Here is a 25675-nt window from a genome sequence, read left to right as displayed (position 1 = left end):
TATCTGGCTGGACGGGAAAAGCGGACGGCTATCTTATCACGGAAGCTGCCAGCAGCGCGGCTACCGGCAGAAGGTATCAATGGTCCGTGTGCAGGTAAGAAGGCGTTTTCGGTAACCGCATGCTGAACAGGAAGGCCACGACCATCATGATGGTCACGTAGATGAAGAACCAGTTTTCGTGTCCGAGATTTTTGAAGGCCAGGCCGACGAATTCCGCCGAACCGCCAAAGATGGCGTTGGCAATCGCGTACGACAGGCCGACGCCCAGCGCGCGGACTTCCGCCGGGAACATCTCTGCCTTGACCAGGCCGCCGATCGAGGTGTACAGGCTGACGATGGCCATGGCAACGGTGATCAGCACGAAGGCGAACACCGGGTTGCTATTCCCGCGCAACATGGCCAGGATAGGATAGGTGGCAATCGTACCCAGTGCGCCAAACAGCATCATCGAATGGCGGCGGCCGATGCGGTCGGCCAGCATGCCGAACAAGGGCTGCATGCACATGTACAGGAACAGTGCGCCGGTCATCACCACGCTGGCGGTCTTGGCCGGCATGCCGGCGCTGTTGACCAAGTACTTTTGCATATACGTGGTGAAGGTGTAGAAGATCAGCGAACCGCCGGCGGTGTAGCCCAGCACGGTGATGAAGGCGGCGCGGTGGTTCTTGAAGATGCCGGCCAGCGTGCCGGCGTCCTTGTTCTGCATGTCCTCGGCCTTGCTGGTTTCGTGCAGCGTGCGGCGCAGCATCAGCGACACCAGCGCGGCAATCGCACCGATGACAAACGGAATGCGCCAGCCCCAGGCTTTCAGCTCCGGTTCGGTGAGGAACTGCTCCAGGATCACCACTGTCAGCACCGCCAGCAACTGGCCGCCGATCAGCGTCACGTACTGGAAGGAGGAGAAGAAGCCGCGCTGTCCGCGCAGCGCCACTTCGCTCATGTAGGTGGCGGTGGTGCCGTATTCGCCGCCGACCGACAGGCCCTGGAACATGCGGATAATCAGCAGCAGGATGGGCGCGGCGACACCGATGCTGGCGTAGGTCGGCAGCACGGCGATCGCCAGCGAACCGGCGCACATCATCAGCACCGAAATCACCATCGATTTCTTGCGGCCGACGCGGTCGGCGATGCGGCCGAACATCCAGCCGCCGATAGGCCGCATGAAGAAGCCCACCGCGAACACTGCGGCCGACTTGAGGAATTCCGCAGTAGCGTTCCCGCTAGGGAAGAATTGGCTGGCAAAGTAAATCGAGGCGAAGGAGTAGACGTAGAAGTCGAACCATTCCACCAGATTGCCGGAGGATGCGCTGATAATCGCAAACACGCGTTTGCGTTTTTCCTCAGCGCTGTATTGAGGATGCTCGGTCATTTTTATTCTCGCTGCTTGTAACTTTGAACCGATTGTAAAGCATCCTCGAAAATGCTGCAGGAGGGCAAAGGATTTGCAATGTGCACTGCCAAACGGAAGTGGACAAATAGTTTAGGCTACTATCAAACCTGCTAACTTCTTCCGGGATCAATATGTTCAACTCTGCTCCAGTTCAGGCGCTTGGCGCCCAGCATTGGCTGTTCGCGTATGGCGGCGTGCTGCTATCGTTGCTGGTGCTGGATGCCTTGTGGATAGGCTTGTACATGGCGTCAGCCTACAAGGCGGCGCTGGGCGAGTTGATGCTGGCGCAGCCACGCTTCGCTGCGGCGGCGGTGTTCTATCTGCTGTACGCGGCGGGCGTGGTGTTTCTTGCGGTTGCCCCTGGCCTGCGCGCCGACAGCTGGCAGACGGCCGCGCTGCATGGCGCGGTGCTCGGCCTGATCGCTTATGCCACGTATGATGCGACCAATTACGCCATCCTCAAGGCCTGGCCGCTTGGCCTGTCCGTAGTGGACGTGGCTTGGGGCAGTCTAATGACGGCGCTGGCTGCGGGCGGCGGCTGGTTCGTTGCGCAGCGCTGGGGCTGATACAGCGCGCGCATACTGGCTGGGTGATCGTCCCGTGTGCCTGCTGAATGCGGCGCTGAATGCGCTGGTTGATCCGTAGCCGATACGTTCCGCAATCTCGGATACGGCCAGTTGGCTGGCGCGCAGCAGGTCTTTGGCGATTTGCATGCGCCATGCGAGCAGGTAGTCCATCGGTGCCTTGCCGACCAGGCGCGTGAAGCGCTCGAAGAATCCGGAGCGGGACAGGGCGGCGATCTTCGCCAGTTGTTCCACCGTCCAGGCGTGGCCGATGTTGGCATGCATATGCGTCAGCGCCGGTGCCAGTCGCGCATCGCCGAGACCGCGCAGTAAGCCCGCCGGTGCATCTGCCACTGTGGCGGAGCGCATGGCTTCCACCAGCAGCATCTCCGCCAATCGCGACAGCATGAAGGCGTTGCCCGGTTGCTGGTCGGCAGATTCCTCGCCCACCATCGCTACCAGCCGTGAAAGGCGCGCGGAACCGCGAACGTGCACCACACTCGGCAGCAAGGACACCAGCAGCGCCGGCTCGGCGCAGTCGAAGATGAATGCACCGCCCAGTGAGCGCATATCCGGGGCCCCATCCTGCTCGCCATAGCGTAGCTCCGCATGCCCAACCTTGTTGGGATCGAGATGAACCGGTGGCGCGGGCGTGAAGCTCGACAGGCTGAACGCGGGCGTGGCGGGCAGCAGGATGAAATCTCCGGCGCTGATGGTGATCGGATCTTCGCCATCCACCGATAGCAGGCAGCTACCTTCCAGCATGATGCAGAAGCTGGGCAGGCCGTATTCGGTATAGCGCACCGCCCAATCACCTTTGCCGCTGATGATGTTGGCAAATGCAGCATCAGGGCGCAGCAGCCGTACAAGCTCGGACAGCGGATCGGATGGATCTGGATGTTGGCTAAACATATTTGGACTTTTCAGTATCGATCATCCGCAAATAATCAATTATCGTTCTCTCCCAGTCAACTTATTCAAGGAGAAGGAAATGAAAACGGTATTGATCACGGGTTGTTCGTCTGGCTATGGCCTGGAGATTGCGCGCCATTTTTTGTCGCAAGGCTGGCAGGTGATCGCCACGATGCGTACACCGGATGAAGACTTGTTCGCCGACGCCGCCAATGTGCGGGTGATGGCCTTGGACGTCACGCGGCAGGACAGTATCGACCGCGTGGTTGCGGAAGCCGGCCCGATTGATGTGCTGGTGAATAACGCCGGCATCGGCCTGTTTGGGGCGTTTGAGGCGACGCCGATGTCCACGGTGCGGGAGGTGTTTGACACCAATACCTTCGGCGTGATGGCGATGTGCCAGGCGTTGATTCCGCAATTCCGCGAGCGCCGCGCAGGCGTGATTGTGAACGTGACGTCCAGCGCGACGCTGGCCCCGTTTCCGCTGGTCGCCGCCTACACGGCCAGCAAGACGGCAATTGCCGGCTACACAGCGTCGCTGGCGCTGGAATTAAGGGAGTTCGATGTATCGGTCAAGCTGGTTGCGCCTGGCTACGGCCCCTCGACCGGCTTCACCGCCAATGGCCAGCAGCGCATGCAGGGTTTGATCCCGGCAGCGTATGAGCCATATGCCCAGCGGGTGTTTGCGGGTTTTTCCGGTATCAGTGCGGTGACCACGCCAGCCGATGTGGCGGAGGTGGTATGGCAGGCCGCCAACGATACCTCCGCCCGGTTGTCATTTGCGGCGGGCGCGGATGCGCTGGCCCTGGTGGCTTAACCCATCTGCACGGCGAAACGGCGGCGCAGCCAGCGTATCGGCGCGCCCACCAGCGGCAGCTTTTGCAGCAGCTCTTCGGCAGCGTCCCAATAGTCGCGATGCAGCGTGACCATCCCTTGCTGGTTGAAGCGGAAGTGTGTGCCACCGGCGACTTCATACAACTTGCCACGCAGTGTGCAGGCAAAAGTCCAGGTGACGAAGGCCTGCTGTCCCTGCACGATGCGTTCGCCAATGATGAAGTGCGGATGACCGCTATGTGTGAACATGTGATGCAGCACGGCTTGTATCGCCGGCACACCGCATACGTCGTTGAACGGGTCGCGGAATTGCGCATCAGCGGCATAAAACCGTGCGGCCTGACTGACGGTTTGCGGCGTCAATGCGGCATACCAGGCCAGCAGCGGCTCCAGTGTGGTGCTCATGTGCGTACCAGTCGGGATATCAAAGGGAAGCGCAGCCGGTATGGCAGCCAGCGCAGCAGCTTGAGCGCCAGCGTGAAACGGCGTGGGAAGTGGATTTCGAAACGGCCGCTGGCAATGCCGTCGCGGATCGCGCGTGCGGCTGCCTGCGGCGTTTGCAAGGCTGGCATGGTGAATTCGTTCTTTGCCGTCAGCGGCGTTTGCACGAAGCCGGGATTGATCAGGTAGACGCTGATGCCGCGTGGCCGCAGGTCGACGTACAGCAGTTCGGCCAGGTTGATCAGCGCAGCTTTGCTCGGGCCATAGACGCTGGCGTTGGGCAGGCCGAAATAGCCGGCCACGCTGGCGACAATGGCGATGCCGCCGCTGCCGCGTGCCAGCATGTCCGGCAGCACGGTGGTCAGGCCGGTGTAGACACTGCCGAGATTGGTCGCCAGCGTGTGGGCGGCGCTTTCAGCGTCGATTTCCCAGCTGCGTTCCGGACGGTAGTCGGCGGCGCAGAAGATGGTCAGGTCGATGCCGCCGAATTGCGTGCAGATCTCGTCATGGCGCTGGCGCCAGGCTGGCTTGTCGAGGATGTCGAAGGCGGCCACCAGTGCTTGCGGATGGCCTGCGGCGACTGTTTGCAGCCGCTCGGCCCGGCGTGCCGACAGCGCGACGCGGGCGCCGGCCTGCAGGGCTTCCTGCGCCAGTGCAGCGCCGATGCCGCTGGAGGCACCGATCACCCAGACGCGCAGTCCGGCCCAGTCGCGGATAGGGGTGTTCAAGGGTTGCATGCGCGTCTCCGGAATGTTAGCGTGACCTGGCCGAATTCGATGCCGAACTTGCGCATGCTGGCGCGGTTGATCATGGTGCAGCGGTCGATCAGGAACATCCAGTCGTCGAACTGCATTGCGTAGCTCGTGCCGTCGACTGGCAGCAGCAGCGTGTATTGCCAGCGCAGGGCGTTGCCGGCGGCCGTGCCTTGCGCTTCGCCCTGGACGTCGGCGGCGGTGCCGCGCCAGCGGCCTTCGCCATCGCGGACCAGGCGCCAGACGCGTTGCTGCGTGGTGCCGTCGTCGTAGCGGAAGCGTTCATCCAGCGTCAGCACGCCATCCTGTTGGCTGCCGGTGATTTCGACGTGGAAGCGCTTGGTCACTTCGCCGTTACGCTTCTGGAACATGCCCCAGGCATCGGTGACGCCGCTGAAGTATTCGGCCGGGTCGAGTTGTGGTGTGACGGCCTGATATTGCTGGATATCCGGACCGGCGCAGCCGGTGAGCAGCGTTGCCAGCATGGCGGTGAAGAGGTATTTCATGGTGTGCTCCCGTTTTCCGTGCAGCGGCCAAGCGCTGCCATGGCCAGTAATTTGAACAGGCAGGGCAGGACGGCGTAGGCCAGCACCAGGCTGATGCCGCCACCCTGGCCAGGGTGATAGCCGAGCCACGACAGCAGCGGCAGCGATAGTCCGGCCAGCGCCAGCGCCAGTTTGCCGAGCAGCGTGAACAAGCCGTAGCCGGCGCCAAGGCGGTCATCTAGCGCTTGTCCGAGTAGCACCGGTGGCAGCGCCAGGTCGGCGCCGAGCGCCGCGCCCGCCGCGAGGCAGACCACGGCATATGCCACCAGATCGCCTTGCCCGAGCAGCGCTGCACCGCAGAAGCCAGCCACGGACAGCAACATGCCAAAGCGCCAGCAGCGCAACGGCCCGTACTTCCGCGCCAGCGCAGTCCACGCGGGTAGACCGCAAGCGGCGGCGCCGAAATAGCAGGCCAGGAAGATGCCCGACAGCTGCGGCGCACCCAGTTGATCGGCGATGTAGAACAGCGCCAGCGTTGCGGGTATCGCTACCGAGAGCGCGTTCAGGAAGTAGGGCAGCAACAGCGCCCGCACTGCCCGGTCACGCGCCAACTCGCCAATCGTCGCGCGCCAGCCCGTCCCCGCAGCGCCCGCTTGCGGCATGCGCCGGATACCGTCTGCAGCCTTCGTCCTCATGTCCGCGACCGGCACGTCCGCGACCGTCATGTCCGCAACCGGCACGTCCGCAGCCGGCGCCTTCGCGGCCGTGAGGCCATGGAACGCTTCTGCTGACGGTGTTGCTGGTGCGAGCGTGGTGGTGGGTGGCGCATGGCGGAACAGGGCGCGGATGGCTAGTAGCATCAGCAGCGCGTAAGCCAGGCTGTAGGCGGCGAGGCGGCTTCGAACTTGCGCGGGATCGCCAGCCAGGATGGCGGCTGGCACCAGGCTGGCGACGATCATGCCTGCCAGACCGAGTCCTTCACGCCATGCGGCTGCACCGAGCGAGCCTTGCAGCCTGGCGCCCCAGGCCAGGTAGGCGATGTTGACCAGGCTGTGCGCGCCGTACGCCAGTACCAGCATCAGCGCCAGCCAGACGCCCAGCACCGCGCCAGAGCCAATCGATGGCGGCAGCCACAGCGCGGCAAACGCCGGCACCAGCACCATCGCGCCAAGCGTCATCCAGCGACGACGCTGCGCCGGCGTGCGATCCAGCAAATGGCCCAGCAACGGATCTTGGAGCATATCGATTGCCCGTGCGACGAACAGCACGACGCCCAACGGCCCCAGCGCCATGCCGAGATGCGCCGCATAGTAAGCCGGCAGCTGCACGAACAAGGGCAAGGCAGCCATCGCCAACGGCGCGCCCAGCAAGCCATATGCAGCATTACTCACGGCTGCTCCCCCAGCAGGTGCTGACGAAGTTTCTTGTCGCGGCTTTGCGGATTCAGCCAGATGTCAAAGAAGGCGCGCGCCAGCGCCTCGTCGTCCAGTTCGGCCAACAGGCGCTGCCGGTCATACAGTTGCATGCCGCGTCCCGGCAGATAAACACCCGTCAGCTCATCGCCCTCGCTGACATCGACAAATGCCGACATCAGCAGCGCTTCCCATTGCTTCAATGTGGCCTCCGCAATTGGCGTCCGGCTCAGGCGGCGTATTTCATCCATGCTCGTGCCGACAAGCCGCTGCCGGCTAATGGTGCGGTAGTAGTGCAGCTGTAGCGCAAACGCTTGCGCAGGATTGAACGGCTTGCTGGCCGACCACAAGGTGGCGCGGTAGATACGCAGGCCGAACCAGGTCATGTCGCCACCGCCCACCGGTTGCGCCTGTGGCAGCATGGCGCGCCAATCCGCCGCCGTAGCGTGCGTTGCCCAGGCGCCGCAAGCCAGTAACGCCGCTACGCGCAGCAGTTGCCGGCGCTTAGGATTTATGTAAATGGAATTGAACAACATCGGTCCGGCCCTCATCAAATGCTGCTTCGCAATAGGCAAAATACATGTCCCAGATGCGCATGAAATGCGTATCCATGCCAAGTGCGCTGACCTGCGCGCCGGTAGCGCGGTAGGCACTACGCCAGCGGCGCAAGGTTTCAGCGTAATCGGGTCCAAAGGCATAGTGTTCAGTCGAACGCAGGCCGGCCCGCGCGGCGCCTTGCTCGAAGCGCTCCACGCTGGGCAGCATGCCGCCGGGGAAGATGTACTCTTGAATAAAGTCTGCCGTACTGCGATAGCGCTCGAAGTGGCGCTCATCAATGGTGATGGACTGCACCAGCGCCTGTCCGCCAGGCTTCAGGCGCGCCGCCACGGTGTTGAAGTATTCGGTCCAATAACGCTCGCCCACCGCCTCGAACATTTCGATCGACACCACGGCATCGTAGCTGCCGCCGATATCACGGTAATCGCGCAATTCCAGCTGTGCCAGCTCGCCCAGGCCGGCAGCATCGATACGCTGGCGGGCAATCTCCAGTTGTGACGGCGAGATCGTCAGTCCATGGACATGGATGCCCTGGCGTGCCGCCTGTTCCGCAAAACCGCCCCAGCCGCAACCGATCTCCAGCACGCGATCACCCGCACGCAGGCCCAGCGTGTCGATGATGCGCTGGTACTTGCGGTACTGCGCCTGTTCCAGCGACTGCTGGTAGTCGCCGGCAAAGATGGCGGCCGAATAGGTCCAGCCGGAGTCCAGCCACAGGCGGTAAAAATCGTTGCCGATGTCGTAGTGGCTATGGATGTTGCGACGGCTGCCGCTGCGCGTATTCGGCCGTAGCCAATGACGCAGGCGATACCAGCAACGCGCCAGCGCGCCCCCAAACAGGGCCGGCTCCAGCGCCGCCTCATTGCGGATCGCCAGCCGCAGCAAAGCAACCAGATCAGGGCTGCTGACCCATCCCGCTGCCCAGGCTTCACCCAGGCCGATATCGCCGGCGCGCAGGATGCGGCCGCACGCGCGCCAGTCATGCACCTCCAGCGTAGCGCCTGGCCCGAGATGCGCATTGCCGAACACCATGCGCGTCTGATCGGGCGTGATCAGTTCCAGATGGCCGATGCTGATGCGGCCGAGCAGATTCAGGAACACGCGCGCGGTGGCAGGGACGGCCTGTAGGGTGGTCGACAGCGTTTTGCTCATTGGAGCGGCTCCTCGTGAACAGTAATGTGGGTAAGGGAGCGCGGCGGCTTGCGGAAGAAGGGCACGCCCTTCAGCCACAGGCGCAGCGCCTGGCTATGAATACGGAAGACAATTCCCAGGCCCAGCAGCGGATAGCGCAGCAGCGCCGCTGCGGCCGCAGCGTTGCTCATGGGCTGGGCCTGGCCGGAAAGTGCGGTATGGATCAGCGGCCCATGCTCATCGTGGTAGTCGATGGCGGTATGCTGGCGCGTGCCATGCAAGCGGAAACGGAAACGGTAGCTGCCGTTCTGCGCGCAAAACGGCGATACATGCATCTGCTTGAGGCTGGCGCCGTGACCATCTTCGCTTAACTGCAGCAGGTAGCGATGGGTTTCGCCGAAGGTGTTGTTGACCTCGGCCAGCACCGCGCGCAATCGGCCGTCGCGGTCATGGCAATGCCAGAAACTGACGGGATTGAAGACGTAGCCGAATACGCGCGGAAAGGTCTGCAACCACAGTTCGCCATCGACCTGGATGCCATGCGTGGCGAGCAGGGCGCGCATCCATTGTTCCAGGCTGGAGCCATCGCGCGGGCCGTAGTCGCGCGTGCGAATCGACAGCGGACGGTGGCGGTCGATGCCAAACCAGGCCGACTGGCAAGCGTCGAGCCGCGCCAGGTTCACGCGCACGTAGAAGACCGGATAAACGAAGCGATGCAGGACCGGCCGCAAGCGCGCATGCATCACGCGGGCGTGGACCAGCTGGGCGGGCGCCTGGTGGTTCATGGCAGCGAGGTCCAGGCAGGCGCAACATCGAAGGCAGCGGCGATGCGCAAGGCGGATTTGAGGCCGTCCTCATGGAAGCCGTAGCCAGTCCAGGCGCCGGCGTACCACACGCCGCCTCGGCCTTGAATGCCAGCCAGGGCCTGCTGTGCGTCGATGGCTGGCTGGTCCATGATTGGGTGATCATATTCGAAGCGTGCCAGTATCTTGTCCGCCGCCGGCAGGGTGGCAGGATTGAGCGTCACCACCACCGGTGTTTCGAAAGGAAGACTTTGCAACTGGTTCAGCCAGTAGCTGACACACACTGGCCGGCTGCCATCCGCCTGTTTGCTGGACAGATAGTTCCATGCCGACCAGACCTTGCGCCGTTGCGGCAGCAGGCGTGCATCGGTGTGCAGCCAGGCGATGTTTGGCTGATAGCGCACGGCGCCCAGGATGGCGCGTTCGTCGGCGCTTGCATCGGACAATATGGCCAGGGTTGCTGGTGCGTGCGTGGCCAGGACCACGTCGTCAAACGCCTCAGTGTGCGTGCCGAGATCAACCAGCACCTTGCCGTTCTCACGGCGCAGCGAATGCACTGGCGTATTCAGGCGATAATCGGCCAGCGTGGCAGCGATAGCCTGCACGTAGTTGCGCGAACCGCCGCGCACCGTGCGCCATTGCGGCCGGTCGTTGACCTGCAATAGCGCGTGGTTCAGGCAAAAGCGCAGGAAGGTCGCAGCCGGGAAGCCAAGAATGTCGCGCGGCGAGCTGGACCAGATGGCAGCGGCCATCGGCAACAGATAGGCATCGCGGAACATGTTGCCGTAGCCGTGACGGGCCAGCAGTTCACCCAGCGTGGCGCCATCTGTCTGGCTTTGTGCGAGAAACTCTTCTGCGCGGCCATTGAAATGCAGGATGTCGCGCAACATGCGCAGGAAAGATGGTGAGACGATGCGGCGGCGCTGGGCGAACACCGTGTCGAGGCTGGTGCCGGCCCATTCCAGCGCGCCGTCATCCATGGAGACGGCGAACGACATATCGCTGGCGATGCTTTCCACGCCCAGTTCATCCAGTAGTGCAATCAGGTTCGGATAGGTTTTCTCGTTGTAGACGAGGAAACCCGTGTCGACCGCGCAATGACTGCCTTCGACCTGGATGTCGACCGTGTTGGCATGGCCGCCCAGATAGCTGCCGGCTTCGAGCAACACCACGTCGTGGCGACGTTGCAGGAAATAGGCGGCTGCCAGGCCGGAAATGCCAGCGCCGATTACGGCAATACGTTTGCGTGTCTGCATGGATTTAGGACTGTTGAGCTACCGATATGCTAATATTACTACCAACAAATCAAAAACGCTACTGATTAGTAGCTAAAATTTACCGATGAGTATTCTTTCCAAATTCAGCTTCAAAGATCAGGCGTTCAAGCTGCGCGAAAGCGCGATCCTCGATGCCACCACCTCCGTGCTAAGCAGCAAGGGTTATGACTTGATGACGATGGACGATGTGGCCGGCGCGGTCGGCATTTCCAAGCCCAGCCTGTACAAGCACTTCAAGTCTAAGGAGGAACTGGTGGGCGAGGCGATGATCCGCCTGCTGGACGGGGCGATCGAACAGGTCGGCGCGATGGATGCGTCGCTTGGGCCGGTGCAGAAATTGTCAGACTTGCTGGAATGGGCGCTGCGGGTGCGCCTGGGTGGGGGGCTGCCATTCCTGCCATCGACCAGCCCGCACGTGCGGGATATGTTGATGCGCAACGTCAAATATATGCTGCGCGTGGTCAAGCTGAACCGCCAGCTGGAAGCGCTGGTCAAGCAGGGACAGAAGGAAGGCTTGCTGAACGCCAGCCTGCCAAGTGATGTGATCCTGTTCAGCTACTACGCCCGCACCTGCGATCCGGCGGTCGAGTTCCTGAGCAAGTACAGCAAGATGAGTAATGACGCCATCGTGCAGCACATGCTGACGGTGGCGTTCAAGGGACTATAGCAAGGCTTACTGCGCGGCGCGTAGCAATTGGCCTTTCAGCTTGCCGTTTTCCACCGAGGCGACGATGGCGTTGACGATGGAGCCGCCATTGGCGTCCAGTCCTTCAACGCTGGCCGGATTGTACTGGCCCGGCAGCGTGCGGAAAGCCTTGTCCATCTGTGCGCGCACGGCGCTGGCGTCGCTGACCGTACCGGCCAGCTTCATGGCGGCGACGGTGGCGTGGACGGCTGAGTAGTTCAGTGCCACTTCACTGCTTGGGTCCTTGCCGTCATTGCCCTTGCGGTAGCGCGCGGTGAAAGCAGCCGCGTCGGGACGATCGTCGCCGCTCATCGGCATCACGCCGACCGCGCCTTCCAGCGCGCCGTAGCCGCCGGTGATCTTGGCCATCTCATCCAGCTTGGCCTGATCCAGCACGATGAATGCCCCCTTGAAGCCCAGTTCGCGCGCCTGCTTGGCAACAAGGGCGGTTGGCTCCGACGCGCCGCCGATGAACAGTACATCTGGCTTGGCCTGGATCACGCGGCTGACACCACTGTAGAAATCAGCCGCCTTGTTATAGGACATCGGATTATCGGCCACCACCTTGCCGCCCGCCGCTTCCCATGCTGGCTTGAAGGCCGCCGACCAGGCTTTCGCATAGTCATGATCTGCCTGCGCCAGCGCGACGTTCTTGCCGTACTTGGCCATCGCGGTTTTGACGAAAGGCGAGATGTAGGTGGTGAAGTCGGGTGGAATGCGCACCGTCAGCTTGTTGCCGCGCTCGGTGGCTTGCGGCAGGCTGGTGTAAGCCAGCAGTAAAACCTTGAGCTTCTCGTTGGCGGCCTGTGCGGCAAACACGCCGCCCGAGTGCGGCACCAGCACCACGGCGGTTTTGTGCTGCTGCACCAGCCGCTGCAGGTTGATGCCGGTTTCGCTTGGATTGTATTTATCGTCCAGCGCGACGATTTCCACCTTGTAGCGCTTGCCGGCGATCTCGACCGGCTTGGCGTTGATTTCGTCGGCCGCCATCTGCATGCCGCTTAACATGTTCTTGCCGTACAGTGCGGCACCGCCGCTCAGCGGGCCGGAATAGCCGATCTTGATGGTGTCCTGCGCGTAGGCGCCGCTGACGGCGAGGGTCAGCGCGAGCGCGGCGGCAGTGAAGCGGTTTTGCATGGTGGTCTCCTTGTTTATAGGTATAACAACTAAGCGGGTATAACAACTAAGCGCCGATATAGGCTTTGCGCACTTGCTCGTTGCCGAGCAGTTCTTCACGACTTCCTTCCAGTACGATTTTTCCTTGCTCGATGACATAGGCGCGGCTGGCGATGTTCAACGCCGCGTAGGCGTTTTGTTCAGCCAGCAGCACCGTGGTGCCGGCCTGGTTGATGCGCGCGATGATCTCGAACATCTGCCGGACCACCAAAGGCGCCAGGCCGAGCGATGGTTCGTCCAGCAGCAGCGCTTTCGGCCGGCCCATCAGCGCACGGCCGATCGCCACCATCTGCTGCTGGCCGCCGGACAGCGAACCGGCCGGGCAATCCTTCTTCTCGTGCAGGATGGGGAACAGGCCGAACACCTCGTCGAGTATCCGTTGGCTGCCACGGCTGTCGCGGCGATGGACGTAGCCGCCCAGCATCAGATTCTTCAGCACCGACATGCCGGGGAACAGTTGCCGGCCCTCAGGGCAATGCACCAGGCCATCGGCGACGATGTGCGCCGGCTTGCGGCCGACCAGTTCGCGGCCGTCGAAGCGGATGCTGCCTGCCTTGGCGCGGCGCAGGCCGCTGATGGTGTGGAAGATCGAACTCTTGCCGGCGCCGTTGGCGCCCAGCAGCACCACCAGCTCGCCCTCGGCGGCATGGATGTCGATGCTGTGCAGCGCCTGGAAACCGCCATAGGCCAGCGATACTTTTTCAAGCGTCAGCATATTCGCTCCCGAGATAGGCTTCGATGACGACCGGATTGGCGCGCACTTCAGCCGGCGTGCCTTCGGCGATCTTCTCGCCATGGTTCAGCACCAGGATGTGATCGGCGAGGTTCATGATCATGTCCATCTTGTGTTCGATCAGGCAGATGGTCAGGCCCATGGCCTTCATTTTGCGCACCAGAGCGGCCAGGCCATCGGTTTCCTCGGGATTGACGCCGCCGGCCGGCTCGTCCAGCAACAGCAGCGTGGGATCGGTGGCCAGCGCCAGCGCGAACGCCACGCGCTTGCGCTGCTCCTGCGAGATATCGCCCGCCAGCCGGTTTTCCAGATGCGCCAGCCCGACGAAATCGAGCGCCTCGCGCGCCTTGGCGCGGCTGGCGGCTTCCTCCTCCCGCAGCCGGCGCGTGCCCAGCAGCACGTCAAGCAGGTTGGAACGGGTGCGCAGGCGATGGCCGACGATCAGGTTGTCGAGCACGGTGGCGTTGTCGAACAGCGTGGTGCTCTGGAAAGTGCGGGCGATGCCGAGACGCGCCACCTGGTCGGCGCGCAGGCCCGTCACGTCGCGGCCATCCAGCACGATGCGCCCGGAGCTGGGCGGCAGCGCGCCGCTGGCCAGGTTGAAGAAGGTGGTCTTGCCGGCGCCATTCGGGCCGATGATGGCGTTGATGGTGCCGCGCTGAAACCGCACGCTGACATCGTTGACGGCAAGCAGGCCGCCAAAACGCTTGGTGATCGAGGTCATTTCAAGCACGTCGTACCTCCTTGCGCGCGACCACACGCATTGGTGGCGCGGCGTGTTGCGCGGCCTTGCGCTTGCGCCGCGCGATCCAGGTGCCGACGATGCCATGCGGCAGGAAGATCACCAGCAGCACCAGCAATGGCCCAAACACGACAAAGCGGTAATCCTGCAGGAACTGTAGCTGTTGCGTTAGCCATGGCACGGTGATGGCGCCCAGTAGCGGTCCGGCCAGCGTGCCGATGCCGCCGACCAGCATGTACATCGTCATGTCGAAAGTGTGTTCGACGCGGCCGAGATCGGGGCCGAGAAAACGCACGTAGCCTGCATACAAACCGCCCGCCAGCCCGGCAAAGAATACCGACAGCATGAAGGCCAGCAGCTTGTTGCGCATCAGGTTGATGCCAAGCGCTTGTGCCAGTTCGTCGCTGTTGCGGATCGCCATGAAGGTGTGGCCGAGCAGCGAATGCACGATGCGGTGCATGACCCACATGCTGAGCACCAGGAACAGCAGCACCAGGTAGTATTGCGTGCGAGGCTCGGAGAAGTCCAGCCCGGCAATCGACTCCGGCGCCGGAATGCCGACGATGCCGACCGTGCCATGCGTCAGGCTTTCCCATTTCTCGATCAGCAGATACATGATGTAGCCGACACATAGCGTGAAGATCGAGAAGAAGTGCGTCTTCAGCCGCAGCGACACCAGCCCGACGAAGAAGCCGATGCCGGCCGCCACCAGCCCGGACAACGCGAACGCGACCCAGAACGGCATCTGATAGTCGACGGTCAGGATGCCCACCGTGTAGGCGCCCACGGCCATGAAGCCGCTGTGGGCAAGGTTGAACTGGCCAGTGTAGCCGGTAATCAGGTTCAGACCGACGGTGGCGATGGCGTAGATATAGGCGGTCGACATCACGGTCAGGTGATAGTCATTGCCGGCGATGAAGGGGAAGGCCAGGCCGAACAGCAGCAGGGCGCTCCAGCCCAGGCGTGCGGTGTTGCTCATGCTAATGCGCCCCTTTCTGGAACAGTCCCTGCGGACGCAGCGAGAGTATCAGCACCAGCAATGCAAAGGCGATGATGTCCTTGTAATCGGTGGAGATATAAAACGCGCCGAAGGATTCAGCGAAGCCGATAATCAGCCCGCCGGCAATCGCGCCCGGCACGCTGCCCATGCCGCCCAGTACGATGATCACGAAAGCCTTGGTAATCACCAGGTGGCCCATGCCGCTGTAGACCAGGTTGATCGGCGCGTACAGCACTGCCGCCATGCCGGCCAGCGCGCCGGCGATGGCAAAGGTCAGCATCGCCACGCGGTTGGCGTCAATGCCGACCAGCGCAGCGCCGTCCCGGTTCTGCGCCATGGCGACGATGGTGGCGCCGGTCAGGGTCTTCTTCAGGAACAGTTGCAGCAGCAGCAGCAGCAGGAAGGCAGCCACGATAATCATCAGCCGCTGCGCCGGCAGCGTGACGTCGCCTAAGCTGAGGATTTGCGGATACGGGCTGCTCATGCGGTGAAAGTCCGCGCCCCAGATGGCCTGCACGCCCGCTTCGAGAAACAACAGGATGCCGATTGATGCGATCATATGATGCAGATAGGGCGCCTTGCGCAGCGGATGAAACACCAGCCGCTCCGATAGCACCGAAATCATTGCAACCGCCGCAGCCGCACCGGCCATCGCCAGCCAGTAGTTATAGCCCATGCGGTCCATCAGGAAAAAGCCGGCATAGGCGCCTGCCATGTAAAAGGCGCCATGGGCAAAGTTGGGCACTTGCAGAATGCCGTAGACCAGCGTGAGTCCCAGTGCCACCAGGCAATACACGCCGCCCAGCGTCAGCCCGTTCAGGACTTGTTGCAGAAATAACTCCATCGTGTCTCCATCGTTATGATAGTTTTGCTGTGCAAAACCGAGTTGTGTAGAATGGAATAGCACGAGCGTACGGCATTTTTAAATGCGCGGCAAATGGTTTTTTTGCAACAGGAGAGGTGATGCAGTCGAGTCTGGAAGAACGGTATTTCATTACGGCGTTGGCGCGCGGGCTGGATGTGCTGGCCTGCTTTCGTGTGGCCGATAAGGGCTTGAGTAATCAGCAGATCGCCGAGCGCTGCAAGCTGCCGAAATCGACCGTCACGCGCTTCACTTACACGCTGACCACGCTGGGCTACCTGACACAGGACGGCAACGGCAAGTATGCGCTTGGCAGCGCCACGCTGCGCCTGGGCAGTACCATGCTGCAAGGGCTGGACATCCGCGACATGGCGCGGCCGATGATGCAGGAGCTGGCCGATTTCTCCGCCACCACGGTGGCGCTGGCGGTGCGCGACCGGCTATCGATGATTTATGTGGATGTGTGTCGCAGCGCGGCGGCGTTGTCCTTGTCCTTGCAAGTGGGCTCGCGCTTGCAGCTGGCGGCGTCGGCGCTTGGTCGAGCCTATCTGGCGAAAGCGTCGGAAGCAGAGCGCAATGATATCCTCACCCGCAGCCGCGACCTGGACGAGATGATCCACCAGAGCATGCAGAACGGGCTGGCGCGGGCGCTACGCGACCAGCAAGAGTACGGCTGCGCCACCTCGTTTGGCGAGTGGCAGCCGGACATCAACGGTATCGCTGTCAGTTTCATGCCGATAGGCGGCGGACAACGCATGTCGATCAATTGCGGCGGGCCGGCCACCAGCGTCACGAAAGAATATCTGCTGGAGGAAGTGCGGCCACGGCTTATCGAGATGGCGCGGCGGCTGGAATCGTGAGGATGCGTCGCGCCGCCTCGACGATGTGCGTCGACAGTTCTTCCATGCGCGGCGATTGCACCGTCCACGTATGCCAGTACAGCGCAATGTCGGTCGGATGGGCCGGCGCCAGATCGATCAATGGATCACCGGCGTGATCTTCGCTGGATAGCAGCCATTCCGGCACCATGGCATAGCCAGCGCCGTAACGGACGGCGTTGAAGTGGGCCACCGCGCCCGGCACGTAATGGCAAGGGTAGGCGCCTTCCGGCAATCCGAAGTGCGTCAGCAGGAAGCTGGATTGCAGCGTGTCCTTGCGCGTGTAGGCGACCACCGGCGCGCGGCGCGCAGTGTCGCGCGTCAGGCCATCGGGTAGCCAGCGCTGGCAGAAGGAGGTGCTGGCCATCAGGCGATAGCGCATGGTGCCCAGCGCTTCGGCGCTGCAACCGCGCATCGGTTCGGCATCGGTGCTGATGCAGCCGATGACCATGCCGGTCTTCAGCAGCGCGAAGGTGTGGTCCTGGTCTTCCACCACCAGGTCGAAGATGAAGCGGTCTTTCGCCAGCAGGCTGGCCATGGCCGGGAAGAACCAGGTGCCCAGGCTGTCCGAATTCAGCGCCAGCGAGACGGTGGTGGGGCCGGCGTCAAGATTCAGCAGGTCGGCTTGCAGGTCGTTCTTCAGCAGCTCGGCGCGGCGCAGGTATTGCAGCAGGCGCTGCCCCAGCGGCGTGGCGCGGGCAGGGCGGGTGCGCAGGATCAGCGCCGCGCCCAGCGACGATTCCATCGCCCGGATGCGCTGCGACACCGCCGATGGCGTGATGCTCAGCCGCACGGCGGCGCGTTCGAAGCTGCCGGTGTCGGCGACCGCCAGGAAGGCTTCGGTTTGCCTCGGTTCAAGGTCCATAAACTGTATCTGAAGAAAAATTCATCGTAGACGAAAACGCCTTAACTTGCTTCATGTATGCCGGTTTGGCAGGCAGAATGCGGGACTTTACCTGAAGGCGTAGCAATTGCTTCATATTATTTACCTGATCGCCATCTCGGCGGAAGCCGCTTCCGGCGCATTGATGGCCTTGCGCCGCAAGATGGATTTGTTTGGCGTGGCGGTGGTCGGCACCGCGACGGCGCTCGGCGGCGGCTCGATCCGCGACGTGCTGCTGGGCCATTATCCGCTGGGCTGGGTCCAGCATCCTGAATACCTGCTGTACACCATTGTTGCGGCGATTGCTGCGGCATTGGCCGCGCGCCTGCTGCATCGGCTGAAATCGGCGTTCCTGGTGCTGGATGCGCTGGGACTGGTGGCATTCAGCATCATCGGCTGCGACATCGCAGCCAGCGCCGGCGTGCATGTGTCAGTGGTAGTGTTGATGGGCATGATTACCGGCATCGCCGGCGGCCTGCTGCGCGACATCCTGTGCAACCAGGTGCCGCTGGTGCTGCGGCGCGACCTGTACGCCACCGTGTCGCTGCTGACCGGCGCGCTGTACATGGGGCTGCTGCATTTCAATGTTGAACAGCATATCGCCACGCTGGTGGCGCTGGCCGTCGGTTTCTGCTTCCGTCTGGCCGCCATTTACTTCGTGCTGGCCTTGCCGGTGCTGGAGACCGACGAGGCTTAAAGATAGCGCCGGTAGTTGGCCGGCGTTTCACCGAAAGTGCGCTTGAACAGGTTGATGAAGGCGCTGGCGGTGGAGTAGCCCAGGTCCAGCGCCACCGTCTGCACCGGCACCTCGTCGGCCAGCATTTCCAGCGAGCGCATCAGCCGCGCACGCTGGCGCCAGGCGGTGAAATTGAAGCCGGTTTCACTGACGAAGCGGCGGCTCAGCGTGCGCGAGCTGACAGCAGCCCAGTTGGCCCATTGTTCCAGATCGCGTTCATCGGTGGGATCACTGATGATGGCGTGGGCGATGCGCATCAGGCGTGCGTCCTTTGGTAGCGGCAGGCCGAGCGGCTCGACCGGCAGGCTGCGGATTTCATCGAGAATCACAGCGGCCACATTACGATGGCGCTGATCCCATTCGCCGGCGGGCCAGGTACTGGCGCGCAGCACGGCTTCTTTCAGCAGGGCCGAGGTGCGTATCATGCACGGCCGCTCGGGCAGGTCGTGGCAGGCGTCCGGCGTGACGTAGGCGCTCCAGCCGTGGAAGGGGCCATGCGAGCGGCCGCCATGCGGGTGGTTGGGAGGCAGCCAGACCGCGTGAATGGCTGGCACGATCCACACGCCGTCTTCAATATCCAGCGACAGCAGGCCGCGCAGCGAACCACACAACTGTCCGCGCGGATGGCTGTGTGGCGCTGACACCAGTTCGGTTTCCTGGCTGCCGATGGCGACGATGACCGTCGGGCCGTCCGGCGCGGAGTGCGGATCAAAATCAAATGCCATGGCGGATAAGTGATATTTAATGGCTTGGATGGATTATAGACGCCAATAAAATAGCATTAATCTGGTGCCTACATCAATACAGGGGCACAGCATGGCAGATCTCGACACACTTTATTCGCCGCCGTCGGAAATGATCCAGCGGGCGGTCATGGACCGTTTGCTGGATTTTCATCAGGAATACCTGAAGGTGGCCACGTTCTTCTGCCTGGCGACCGGCAGCGACAAGGGGCTGGATGCGTCACCGCGTGGCGGCCCGCCGGGCTTTGTCCACGTGCTCGACGAGCGCACGGTGGCGTATGCCGACAGTCCAGGCAATAACCGCATCGAGTCGATGCGCAACCTGGAGCGCGATGCGCGCATGGGCATGCTGTTCATCTTCCCCGGCCTTGAACTGTTCATGCGCATCAATGGGCGTGGCCGCGTATCGACCGATGCGGATCTGTTGGCGCGGCTCAGCGAAGGCGGCAAGGCGCCGAAGACGGCTACCGTGGTCGATATCGACGAAGTGCTGCTCCATTGTGGCAAGGCCGTCAACCGCGCCAAGCTATGGAAGGCTGAATCGCAGCTGGACCGCGCCAGCCTGCCCACTGTCGGGCAGATGATCGCCCGGTTCAGCAAAATGGCTGATCCTAAGGCGGACATGGACGCCACCCAGGTTGCGCAGGTCAACGAGCATTACACCCACGCCGTCCGCAACGACCTGTACTAGCGCGGTAAAATACGGCTTTTGCGGGGACGAAGACGATGCGATTCAAACACTACAAAGGCGGCGAATATGAACTGGTGTGCGAGGCGACCATGGAGGCGGACCTGACACCGCTGATCGTGTATCGCGCCGCGAATGGCAGTATCTGGTGCCGTCCGCGCACCGTGTTCTTCGAGTTGATCGAAGTGGATGGCAAGCAGGTTCAACGCTTCACGCCGATTGAGGAGTGACGCAGTCGTTGCAAGTCACGCTTAACGCCAGGCCGTGCAGGCCAGCATCGAATCCGGCGCCTTGCGCCACGCGGTGCAGATTATCGGCGAAGGTGCTGTCCTTGATCGGCATTTGCCGCTGGCAGACGGGGCAAATGGCCAGGTAGACATCCGGCGGCAGCACGGCCGGCGCCAGCACGAAGCTGGATTTGCCCGCCTGGTCGGTCTTCGACCAATGGCGCAGCAGCAGTCCGGCGAGCGACAATTCCTGTAGCACGCGGTAGATGCTGGCCATGCTGAAGCGCATGCCGCTGTCGTACAGCGCCAGATACACCTGTTCGGCGTTGCGATAACCGCCGTCGGCTTCATGCATTGCCTGCAGCACGGCTGCGCGGGCGGCGGTGGGACGTAGGCGGCGGTCGCGCAGTTGTTCATATACGCGGGTTTGCATCAACTTGCTCATGTAACCGAGCGTAGGTAACGCTTGTGCACTTTTGATGATGAATTGATGGAGATTTGATGGAGGAAGGCGCGCGATAGATTAAAAGCAATCGAAATAGCCGACCGGCACGGTAAAATGGGCGTCCACTTCCCTGATTGTTTTTATGCCCTCCGAGCCGCAGCCGAGTATTATCCCTGACATCAACTGGCTGGCAGGCGGCGGCGAGATGGCTGCCCTGATCGCCACCATCGACTGGTCTCGCACGCCGCTGGGGCCGATCGAAGCGTGGCCGCAGAGCCTGCGCACCACGGTCAGCCTGTGCCTGTCCTCGACTTTTCCGATTCTCGTGGCGTGGGGGCCGGAATACATCCAGATCTATAACGACGCTTACCGTCCTATCTGCGGTGGCAAGCATCCGGCGTCGATGGGCGAGCCGTTCAAGATCTGCTGGGCCACCGCACTGCCGGTGGTTGGCGATAAATTCGATCGCGCCCAGCAAGGCGAGGGTACCTACATCAAGGACCAGCGCATGTTCCTCGATCGCGACGGCTATCTGGAAGAGGCGTTCATGACCTTTTCCTTCTCGCCGATCCGCGCCGAGTCGGGAGAAGTGGGCGGCATCTTCCACCCGATTACCGAAACCACCGCGATGGTGCTGAACGCGCGCCGCACGCAGAGCCTGCGCGACCTGAGCGCCAGCATCGCCGATGCGCGCACCGTGGATGATATCTGCCGCGACCTGGCGGCACAGTATGAACAGTTATCGCTGGACGTGCCGTTCCTGCTGTTCTACCAGCGTGACGAGAGCGACGGTAAATTGCACTTGCGCGGCCATGCCGGCATCGACGCTGGCAGCACGCTGGCGCCGCAGATGGTGGCGATGGACGATGCCAGTTGGCCGTTCGCGCAGGTGGCCGCCAGCGGCAAACCGCAACAAGTTGTCGGCCTGGCGCCGCGTTTCGGCGGCGTCGCGTGCGGACCGTATGAAGAAGCTCCGGACTCCGCGCTGGTGCTGCCTATCAGTTTGCCGGGCCAGCACGAAGTGTTTGGCTTCGTGGTAGCTGGCGTCAGCGCGCGGCGCGCGGTGGATGACGATTACCGCAACTTCTACGGCTTGCTGACCGCCGCCTTCAACACTGCGGTTGGCAATGTCACCGCCTATGAGCAGGAGCAGCGGCGTGCCGAGGAACTGGCGCGCATCGACCGCGCCAAGACGGCGTTCTTCTCGAATGTATCGCACGAATTCCGCACGCCGTTGACGCTGATTCTTGGCCCGCTGGACGACGCGCTGGCCAACGACGGCCTGTCGCCGGAGCAGCGGCGCCGCATCGAAACCACGCACCGCAACGCGCTGCGCCTGCTCAAGCTTGTCAACTCCTTGCTGGATTTCTCGCGCATTGAGGCGGGCAGGGTGCAAGCCAGTTATCAGCCGGTCGACCTGGCGCGCCTGACGGTGGAGCTGGCGAGCGTGTTCGAGTCGGCCATGGCGAAGGGCGGCCTGGACTACACGTTGAACCTGCCGCCGCTGACGCAGCCGGTCTACGTTGATCGGGATATGTGGGAGAAGATCGTTTTCAATCTGCTGTCCAACGCCTTCAAGTTCACGCTGGAAGGCGGCGTGACGCTGACGCTGCGCGAACATGAGGGCATGGCGCGGCTGTCGGTGCAGGACACTGGTGGCGGCATCCCTGAGCACGAGCTGCCGCGCACTTTCGAACGATTCCATCGCATCGAAGGTGCGCCGGGACGCACTTACGAGGGCAGCGGCATCGGCCTGGCGCTGATACAGGAACTGGTGCGCCTGCATGGCGGCCAGATTGCCGTGCACAGTGTGGTCGGCGAGGGCACACGCTTTGATGTCGATATTCCATTCGGCCATGTGCACCTGCCTGCAGAGCGCGTGGTGGCGCTGGATGCCGATCCGGTGCTGGCCAGCAGCGGCACGGCGCGCACTGGCGCCGCCTTCGTCGAAGAGGCGCTGCGCTGGCTGCCAGAAGAGGATGAAAACCTGCCGCAACAACGTGCTGAATCCGGCGGCTTATTGTCGCCTGGACTGCGCCGCCCGCGCATCCTGATCGCCGACGATAACAACGACATGCGCGCCTATCTGAAGTCGCTGCTCGATCCGCATGCTGATGTGACCATGAGCGCCGATGGCGAAGCCGCCTTCGAGCGCTTGCAGCACGAGCCATGTGACCTGCTGCTGAGCGACGTGATGATGCCGCGGCTGGACGGCTTCGGCCTGATCGCCCGCATCCGCGCCGACGAAACGCTGCGCCACCTGCCGGTGATCCTGCTGTCCGCCCGCGCCGGAGAGGAAGCCAAGATCGAAGGCCTGCAAGCGGGCGCCGATGATTACCTGGTCAAGCCGTTCTCCACCAACGAACTGCTGGCGCGCGTGCTGCGGCAGGTGACGCTGGCCGGCGAACGCGAGCAGCAGCGTCAGGATGCCTTGCTGCGCGAGGCCTACTTCCATGCGCTGATCGATGCCTCGCCGGTGATGTTGTGGACTACCGATGCGAGCGGCCAGACCACCTACCTGAGCCAGCGCTGGTACGACTACACCGGCCGCACACCGCAGCAGGATCTGGGTGATGGCTGGCTGGACAATGTCCATCCGGACGATGCACCGCATGTGATGGCCAGCTTTACCGCCGCGCGTGCCGCCAGCGCGCCATATTCGGTGGACTTCCGCCTGCGCCGCGCCGACGGCAGCTATTGCTGGTGCATCGACGCTGGCATGCCGCGCATGGGCGACGACGGCAAGGCGGTCGGCTTTGTCGGTACCGTGATCGACATTCATGCGCGCAAGGTGCTGCAGGAACGCTTCGAACGCGTGGCAGGCGCTGGCGACATCGGCGTGTGGCATGCGGATGCACCGTTCGCGGAATTGCGCATCAATGCGCAGATGGCGGCGCACCTGGGCCTGGATGGACAACTTAGTGCGACTGTGGCGCAAGTGCTGGCGGTAACCGGCGAGGAAGACCGCACGCGGCTCGCCGCCGGCATCGCACGCTCGCTGCGCGAAGGCGCGCCGATGGATCTGGAGTGCTGTGTGATGCGCGTCGGCGCGGCGCCACGCTGGCTGCGCGCGGTTGGCTGGTGCGATGTCGACGACCATGGCCAGCCAACGCGTTTCGATGGCATCATCCTGGACATCAGCATCCACAAGAACGCCGAACTGGAGCTGCAACGCCTGGCTGGAGAGCTGACCGAGAAGAACCGACGCCAAAGCGAGTTCCTGTTCACGTTGGCGCATGAGTTGCGCAATCCGCTGGCGCCGATACGCGCCGGCCTGGAGTTGATGGCGGCCAGTCCGGGGCCGGTCTCCGGCGACCTGCAAGGCATGATGCGACGCCAGGTGGATCACATGGTGCACCTGGTCGATGACCTGCTGGACATCGCCCGCCTGACCGAGGGCAAGGTGACGTTGCGGCGAGAACGCGTGATGCTGGCCGATGTGGTCAGCGATGCGGTTGAAATCAGCGCCCCGCTGGTGCGCAAGGGCGGACATCAACTGGCGCTGCATTTGCCGGATGCGTCGCTGATGCTGGATGTGGATCGCCACCGCATCGCACAGGTATTGAGCAACCTGTTGAACAACGCCGCCAAGTACACGCCGGACAACGGAAAGATATCGCTGTCTGCGCGTGTGGCCAGCGACGAAGTGGTGCTGGAGGTGGAGGATAACGGCATCGGCATCGCGCCGGATCTGCTGGCGACGATTTTTGATATGTATGCACAGGTCGAGGCAGGACAGCAGATGGCGCAGGGCGGCCTTGGTGTTGGCTTGAACCTGGTGCGGCAGATCGTGCAGCTTCACGGCGGCGTGGTGAGTGCGCATAGCGAGGGAACGGGGCAGGGCAGCCGCTTTACGGTGCGTCTGCCTTTGCCTGTCGATGCGCAAGTAGCCCTGGCGGCGCCTGCGGCCCCGCTAATCCAGGCAGCAGAGGTGCATGCATCTGGCCTGCGCGTGCTGGTGGTCGACGATAACGTCGACGCGGCAGAAACCTTGTGTGCGCTGCTGGAGTTCAGCGGCCATCAGGTTCAGGTGGTTCACAGTGGTGAGGCGGCGCTTGCTAGCGCCGCTGCCCATTTACCGCAAGTGGTGCTGCTGGATATCGGACTGCCGGATATCAGCGGCTACGAGGCCGCGCTGGCGCTGCGCGATATCGAGGGCATGGCAGGCGCGAAGATTATTGCGCTGACCGGCTGGGGCACGCCGGCTGACAAGCAGCGCTCCAGCGACGCCGGCTTTGACCAGCACCTGACCAAGCCGGTCGATTTCACCGAACTGCTGGCGGCGCTGGTCGGCTAGGCGCCAGTGGTAGCGAAGCGCTCACGGTAAACTTTGGGCGTGATGCCCAGCTTCTTGATGAACACGCGGCGCATATGCGCTTCGTCGGTAAAGCAGGCGCGCGCGGCAACGCTCTTCAGCGGCAGCGCCAGGTCGGCCAGCAATTGTGTGGCGCGTTCGAAGCGGCACATTTCGATAAACTCCTGCACGCTCAGGCCCACTTCCTGCTGGAACACGCGGGCGAAGTGGCGTTCGCTCATCATGGCCTTTTGCGCCAGCTGCGATACCGACAGGCGTTCTTGCAGGTGGTCGAGTATCCAGTTTTGCAGTTCGCGGATATTCGGCCGCGTGGTGCGTTCGCTGCGCAGATGCGCGCTGAATTGCGACTGGCCGCCAGGCCGCTTCAGATAGACCACCATCTCGGTGGCGACTTCCAGCGCCAGGTCGCGGCCGTAGTCTTCCTCGACCAGCGCCAGCGCCAGGTCGATGCCGGCGGTGACGCCGGCCGAGGTCCACACGTTATCGGAGCGGATGAAGATGGCGTCGGCGTCGACTTCAATTGCCGGATACTCGGCTTGCAGGCGCTCGGCCACGCTCCAGTGGGTGGTGGCGCGCTTGCCGTCCAATACGCCGGCGGCGGCGAGGAAGAAGGCGCCCGAACACAGCGCCGTCAGCAGCTTGATGCGCGGCGCCACGGCGGCCACCCAGTCGGTAATGGCCGCGCTTTCCGCCATCGCTTGCTGGATGTGGCGCGCGCCGACGATGATGGCGTTGTCCGGCAAGGCCAGCGGGTTGAGCGCCTTGGTGGCGTCCAGCGACATCAGGGTGTCGGAACGGACCATGCCGGTTTTGTAGGAGGCGATGCGGACATCGTAGCCAGGCGCTTTGCCGCGCCGCTGCAAATGCAGGTTGGCGTATTCAAAGACCGACATCGGGCCGATGGCCTCCATCGCTTTAAAGCCAGGATACACGACGATATCAACCGTGATCGCCGGCTGGGATGAAGATAAGTTCATAGGGAAGTCAGGAAAATCCGGTCATCA

The 25675-nt window shown here is 62.8% G+C and carries 27 protein-coding genes; 8 read left to right on the top strand and 19 right to left on the bottom strand.

The window, feature by feature from the left end; translation table 11 throughout:
* Positions 1 to 76: 76 nt before the first annotated feature.
* Positions 77 to 1369: an MFS family transporter gene (locus BLS51_RS01205; protein WP_090179662.1), complete on the bottom strand. Its 1293-nt coding sequence runs from the start codon at positions 1367 to 1369 to the stop codon at positions 77 to 79.
* A 152-nt stretch (positions 1370 to 1521) separates the two neighbouring features.
* Between BLS51_RS01205 and BLS51_RS01200 the strand changes: the two genes are divergently transcribed.
* The gene (locus BLS51_RS01200; protein ID WP_090179665.1) at positions 1522 to 1956 is read left to right on the top strand and encodes a DUF2177 family protein; all 435 of its coding nucleotides are present in this window, start codon (positions 1522 to 1524) and stop codon (positions 1954 to 1956) included.
* On the opposite strand, the gene BLS51_RS01195 is transcribed toward BLS51_RS01200, so the two are convergent.
* Positions 1900 to 2865: an AraC family transcriptional regulator gene (locus BLS51_RS01195; RefSeq protein WP_090179669.1), complete on the bottom strand. Its 966-nt coding sequence runs from the start codon at positions 2863 to 2865 to the stop codon at positions 1900 to 1902. The two genes, BLS51_RS01200 and BLS51_RS01195, sit on opposite strands and share 57 nt — an antisense overlap.
* Before the next feature lie 79 nt (positions 2866 to 2944).
* Between BLS51_RS01195 and BLS51_RS01190 the strand changes: the two genes are divergently transcribed.
* Positions 2945 to 3682, top strand: coding sequence for an SDR family oxidoreductase (locus BLS51_RS01190; protein ID WP_090179672.1), 738 nt, complete (start codon positions 2945 to 2947; stop codon positions 3680 to 3682).
* On the opposite strand, the gene BLS51_RS01185 is transcribed toward BLS51_RS01190, so the two are convergent.
* The 8 genes from BLS51_RS01185 to BLS51_RS01150 are packed head-to-tail and all read right to left on the bottom strand — an operon-like array spanning position 3679 to position 10537.
* A complete protein-coding gene (locus tag BLS51_RS01185; RefSeq protein WP_090179677.1) occupies positions 3679 to 4104 on the bottom strand; it encodes a nuclear transport factor 2 family protein in 426 nt (141 codons plus the stop codon). The two genes, BLS51_RS01190 and BLS51_RS01185, sit on opposite strands and share 4 nt — an antisense overlap.
* Positions 4101 to 4877, bottom strand: coding sequence for an SDR family NAD(P)-dependent oxidoreductase (locus BLS51_RS01180; protein ID WP_090179680.1), 777 nt, complete (start codon positions 4875 to 4877; stop codon positions 4101 to 4103). The genes BLS51_RS01185 and BLS51_RS01180 overlap by 4 nt, the downstream gene beginning before the upstream one ends.
* The gene (locus BLS51_RS01175; RefSeq protein ID WP_090179684.1) at positions 4865 to 5398 is read right to left on the bottom strand and encodes a DUF3833 domain-containing protein; all 534 of its coding nucleotides are present in this window, start codon (positions 5396 to 5398) and stop codon (positions 4865 to 4867) included. Before BLS51_RS01175 ends, BLS51_RS01180 begins: the two co-directional genes overlap by 13 nt.
* On the bottom strand, positions 5395 to 6768 hold the full coding sequence (locus BLS51_RS01170) for an MFS transporter (protein ID WP_229207434.1): 1374 nt from the start codon (positions 6766 to 6768) through the stop codon (positions 5395 to 5397). Before BLS51_RS01170 ends, BLS51_RS01175 begins: the two co-directional genes overlap by 4 nt.
* Positions 6765 to 7325 (bottom strand): chalcone isomerase family protein, encoded by a 561-nt coding sequence (locus BLS51_RS01165; protein ID WP_090179687.1) that lies wholly within the window; start codon positions 7323 to 7325, stop codon positions 6765 to 6767. The genes BLS51_RS01170 and BLS51_RS01165 overlap by 4 nt, the downstream gene beginning before the upstream one ends.
* Positions 7294 to 8499 (bottom strand): SAM-dependent methyltransferase, encoded by a 1206-nt coding sequence (locus BLS51_RS01160; protein ID WP_090179691.1) that lies wholly within the window; start codon positions 8497 to 8499, stop codon positions 7294 to 7296. Before BLS51_RS01160 ends, BLS51_RS01165 begins: the two co-directional genes overlap by 32 nt.
* Positions 8496 to 9263, bottom strand: coding sequence for a DUF1365 domain-containing protein (locus BLS51_RS01155; RefSeq protein ID WP_090179694.1), 768 nt, complete (start codon positions 9261 to 9263; stop codon positions 8496 to 8498). Before BLS51_RS01155 ends, BLS51_RS01160 begins: the two co-directional genes overlap by 4 nt.
* Positions 9260 to 10537: an NAD(P)/FAD-dependent oxidoreductase gene (locus BLS51_RS01150; protein WP_090179697.1), complete on the bottom strand. Its 1278-nt coding sequence runs from the start codon at positions 10535 to 10537 to the stop codon at positions 9260 to 9262. Before BLS51_RS01150 ends, BLS51_RS01155 begins: the two co-directional genes overlap by 4 nt.
* Before the next feature lie 85 nt (positions 10538 to 10622).
* On the opposite strand from BLS51_RS01150, the gene BLS51_RS01145 reads away from it, so the two are divergent.
* Positions 10623 to 11225 (top strand): TetR/AcrR family transcriptional regulator, encoded by a 603-nt coding sequence (locus tag BLS51_RS01145; RefSeq protein ID WP_090179700.1) that lies wholly within the window; start codon positions 10623 to 10625, stop codon positions 11223 to 11225.
* A 6-nt stretch (positions 11226 to 11231) separates the two neighbouring features.
* Here the strand turns inward: BLS51_RS01145 and BLS51_RS01140 are convergent, their stop codons facing one another.
* Genes BLS51_RS01140 through BLS51_RS01120 form a run of 5 tightly spaced genes read right to left on the bottom strand, consistent with a single transcriptional unit; the run spans position 11232 to position 15738 of the window.
* A complete protein-coding gene (locus tag BLS51_RS01140) occupies positions 11232 to 12380 on the bottom strand; it encodes an ABC transporter substrate-binding protein (protein ID WP_090179703.1) in 1149 nt (382 codons plus the stop codon).
* A 46-nt stretch (positions 12381 to 12426) separates the two neighbouring features.
* Positions 12427 to 13134 (bottom strand): ABC transporter ATP-binding protein, encoded by a 708-nt coding sequence (locus BLS51_RS01135; RefSeq protein ID WP_090179708.1) that lies wholly within the window; start codon positions 13132 to 13134, stop codon positions 12427 to 12429.
* A complete protein-coding gene (locus tag BLS51_RS01130; protein ID WP_090179711.1) occupies positions 13121 to 13885 on the bottom strand; it encodes an ABC transporter ATP-binding protein in 765 nt (254 codons plus the stop codon). The genes BLS51_RS01135 and BLS51_RS01130 overlap by 14 nt, the downstream gene beginning before the upstream one ends.
* The gene (locus BLS51_RS01125) at positions 13878 to 14873 is read right to left on the bottom strand and encodes a branched-chain amino acid ABC transporter permease (protein ID WP_090179714.1); all 996 of its coding nucleotides are present in this window, start codon (positions 14871 to 14873) and stop codon (positions 13878 to 13880) included. The genes BLS51_RS01130 and BLS51_RS01125 overlap by 8 nt, the downstream gene beginning before the upstream one ends.
* Before the next feature lies 1 nt (position 14874).
* On the bottom strand, positions 14875 to 15738 hold the full coding sequence (locus BLS51_RS01120; protein WP_090179721.1) for a branched-chain amino acid ABC transporter permease: 864 nt from the start codon (positions 15736 to 15738) through the stop codon (positions 14875 to 14877).
* Positions 15739 to 15857: 119 nt separating this feature from the next.
* Here BLS51_RS01120 and BLS51_RS01115 point away from each other — a divergent pair, with 119 nt between their 5' ends.
* Positions 15858 to 16616 carry an IclR family transcriptional regulator gene (locus BLS51_RS01115; protein WP_090179726.1) on the top strand — a complete coding sequence of 253 codons (759 nt, stop codon included), beginning with the start codon at positions 15858 to 15860 and terminating at the stop codon, positions 16614 to 16616.
* Here BLS51_RS01115 and BLS51_RS01110 read toward each other — a convergent pair.
* Positions 16585 to 17499 carry an HTH-type transcriptional regulator ArgP gene (locus BLS51_RS01110; protein WP_090179730.1) on the bottom strand — a complete coding sequence of 305 codons (915 nt, stop codon included), beginning with the start codon at positions 17497 to 17499 and terminating at the stop codon, positions 16585 to 16587. The two genes, BLS51_RS01115 and BLS51_RS01110, sit on opposite strands and share 32 nt — an antisense overlap.
* A 106-nt stretch (positions 17500 to 17605) precedes the next feature.
* Between BLS51_RS01110 and BLS51_RS01105 the strand changes: the two genes are divergently transcribed.
* Positions 17606 to 18214 carry a trimeric intracellular cation channel family protein gene (locus BLS51_RS01105; protein WP_090179733.1) on the top strand — a complete coding sequence of 203 codons (609 nt, stop codon included), beginning with the start codon at positions 17606 to 17608 and terminating at the stop codon, positions 18212 to 18214.
* Here BLS51_RS01105 and BLS51_RS01100 read toward each other — a convergent pair.
* A complete protein-coding gene (locus BLS51_RS01100; RefSeq protein ID WP_090179736.1) occupies positions 18211 to 18978 on the bottom strand; it encodes an AraC family transcriptional regulator in 768 nt (255 codons plus the stop codon). The genes BLS51_RS01105 and BLS51_RS01100 overlap by 4 nt on opposite strands.
* A gap of 91 nt (positions 18979 to 19069) precedes the next feature.
* On the opposite strand from BLS51_RS01100, the gene BLS51_RS01095 reads away from it, so the two are divergent.
* Both BLS51_RS01095 and BLS51_RS01090 read left to right on the top strand, forming a co-directional pair.
* A complete protein-coding gene (locus BLS51_RS01095; RefSeq protein ID WP_090179740.1) occupies positions 19070 to 19687 on the top strand; it encodes an MSMEG_1061 family FMN-dependent PPOX-type flavoprotein in 618 nt (205 codons plus the stop codon).
* A gap of 35 nt (positions 19688 to 19722) precedes the next feature.
* Positions 19723 to 19914, top strand: a complete 192-nt coding sequence (locus BLS51_RS01090) for a DUF1653 domain-containing protein (protein WP_090179746.1) — start codon at positions 19723 to 19725, stop codon at positions 19912 to 19914.
* On the opposite strand, the gene BLS51_RS01085 is transcribed toward BLS51_RS01090, so the two are convergent.
* Positions 19895 to 20344, bottom strand: a complete 450-nt coding sequence (locus BLS51_RS01085) for a Fur family transcriptional regulator (RefSeq protein ID WP_175472485.1) — start codon at positions 20342 to 20344, stop codon at positions 19895 to 19897. The two genes, BLS51_RS01090 and BLS51_RS01085, sit on opposite strands and share 20 nt — an antisense overlap.
* Before the next feature lie 154 nt (positions 20345 to 20498).
* Here BLS51_RS01085 and BLS51_RS01080 point away from each other — a divergent pair, with 154 nt between their 5' ends.
* Entirely contained in the window at positions 20499 to 24653 is a 4155-nt protein-coding gene (locus BLS51_RS01080) for an ATP-binding protein (protein ID WP_175472484.1), read from the top strand.
* Here BLS51_RS01080 and BLS51_RS01075 read toward each other — a convergent pair.
* Complete coding sequence (locus BLS51_RS01075) at positions 24650 to 25648, bottom strand: GlxA family transcriptional regulator (protein ID WP_090179752.1); 999 nt, start codon at positions 25646 to 25648, stop codon at positions 24650 to 24652. The two genes, BLS51_RS01080 and BLS51_RS01075, sit on opposite strands and share 4 nt — an antisense overlap.
* Between the last annotated feature and the right edge of the window lie 27 nt (positions 25649 to 25675).

Source organism: Duganella sp. OV510 (genome assembly GCF_900100205.1).
In the GTDB taxonomy this organism is placed as follows: Bacteria; Pseudomonadota; Gammaproteobacteria; order Burkholderiales; family Burkholderiaceae_D; genus Rugamonas.
Note: the sequence above shows the minus strand (reverse complement) of the source record. Positions and strands in the feature narration are given on the sequence as shown.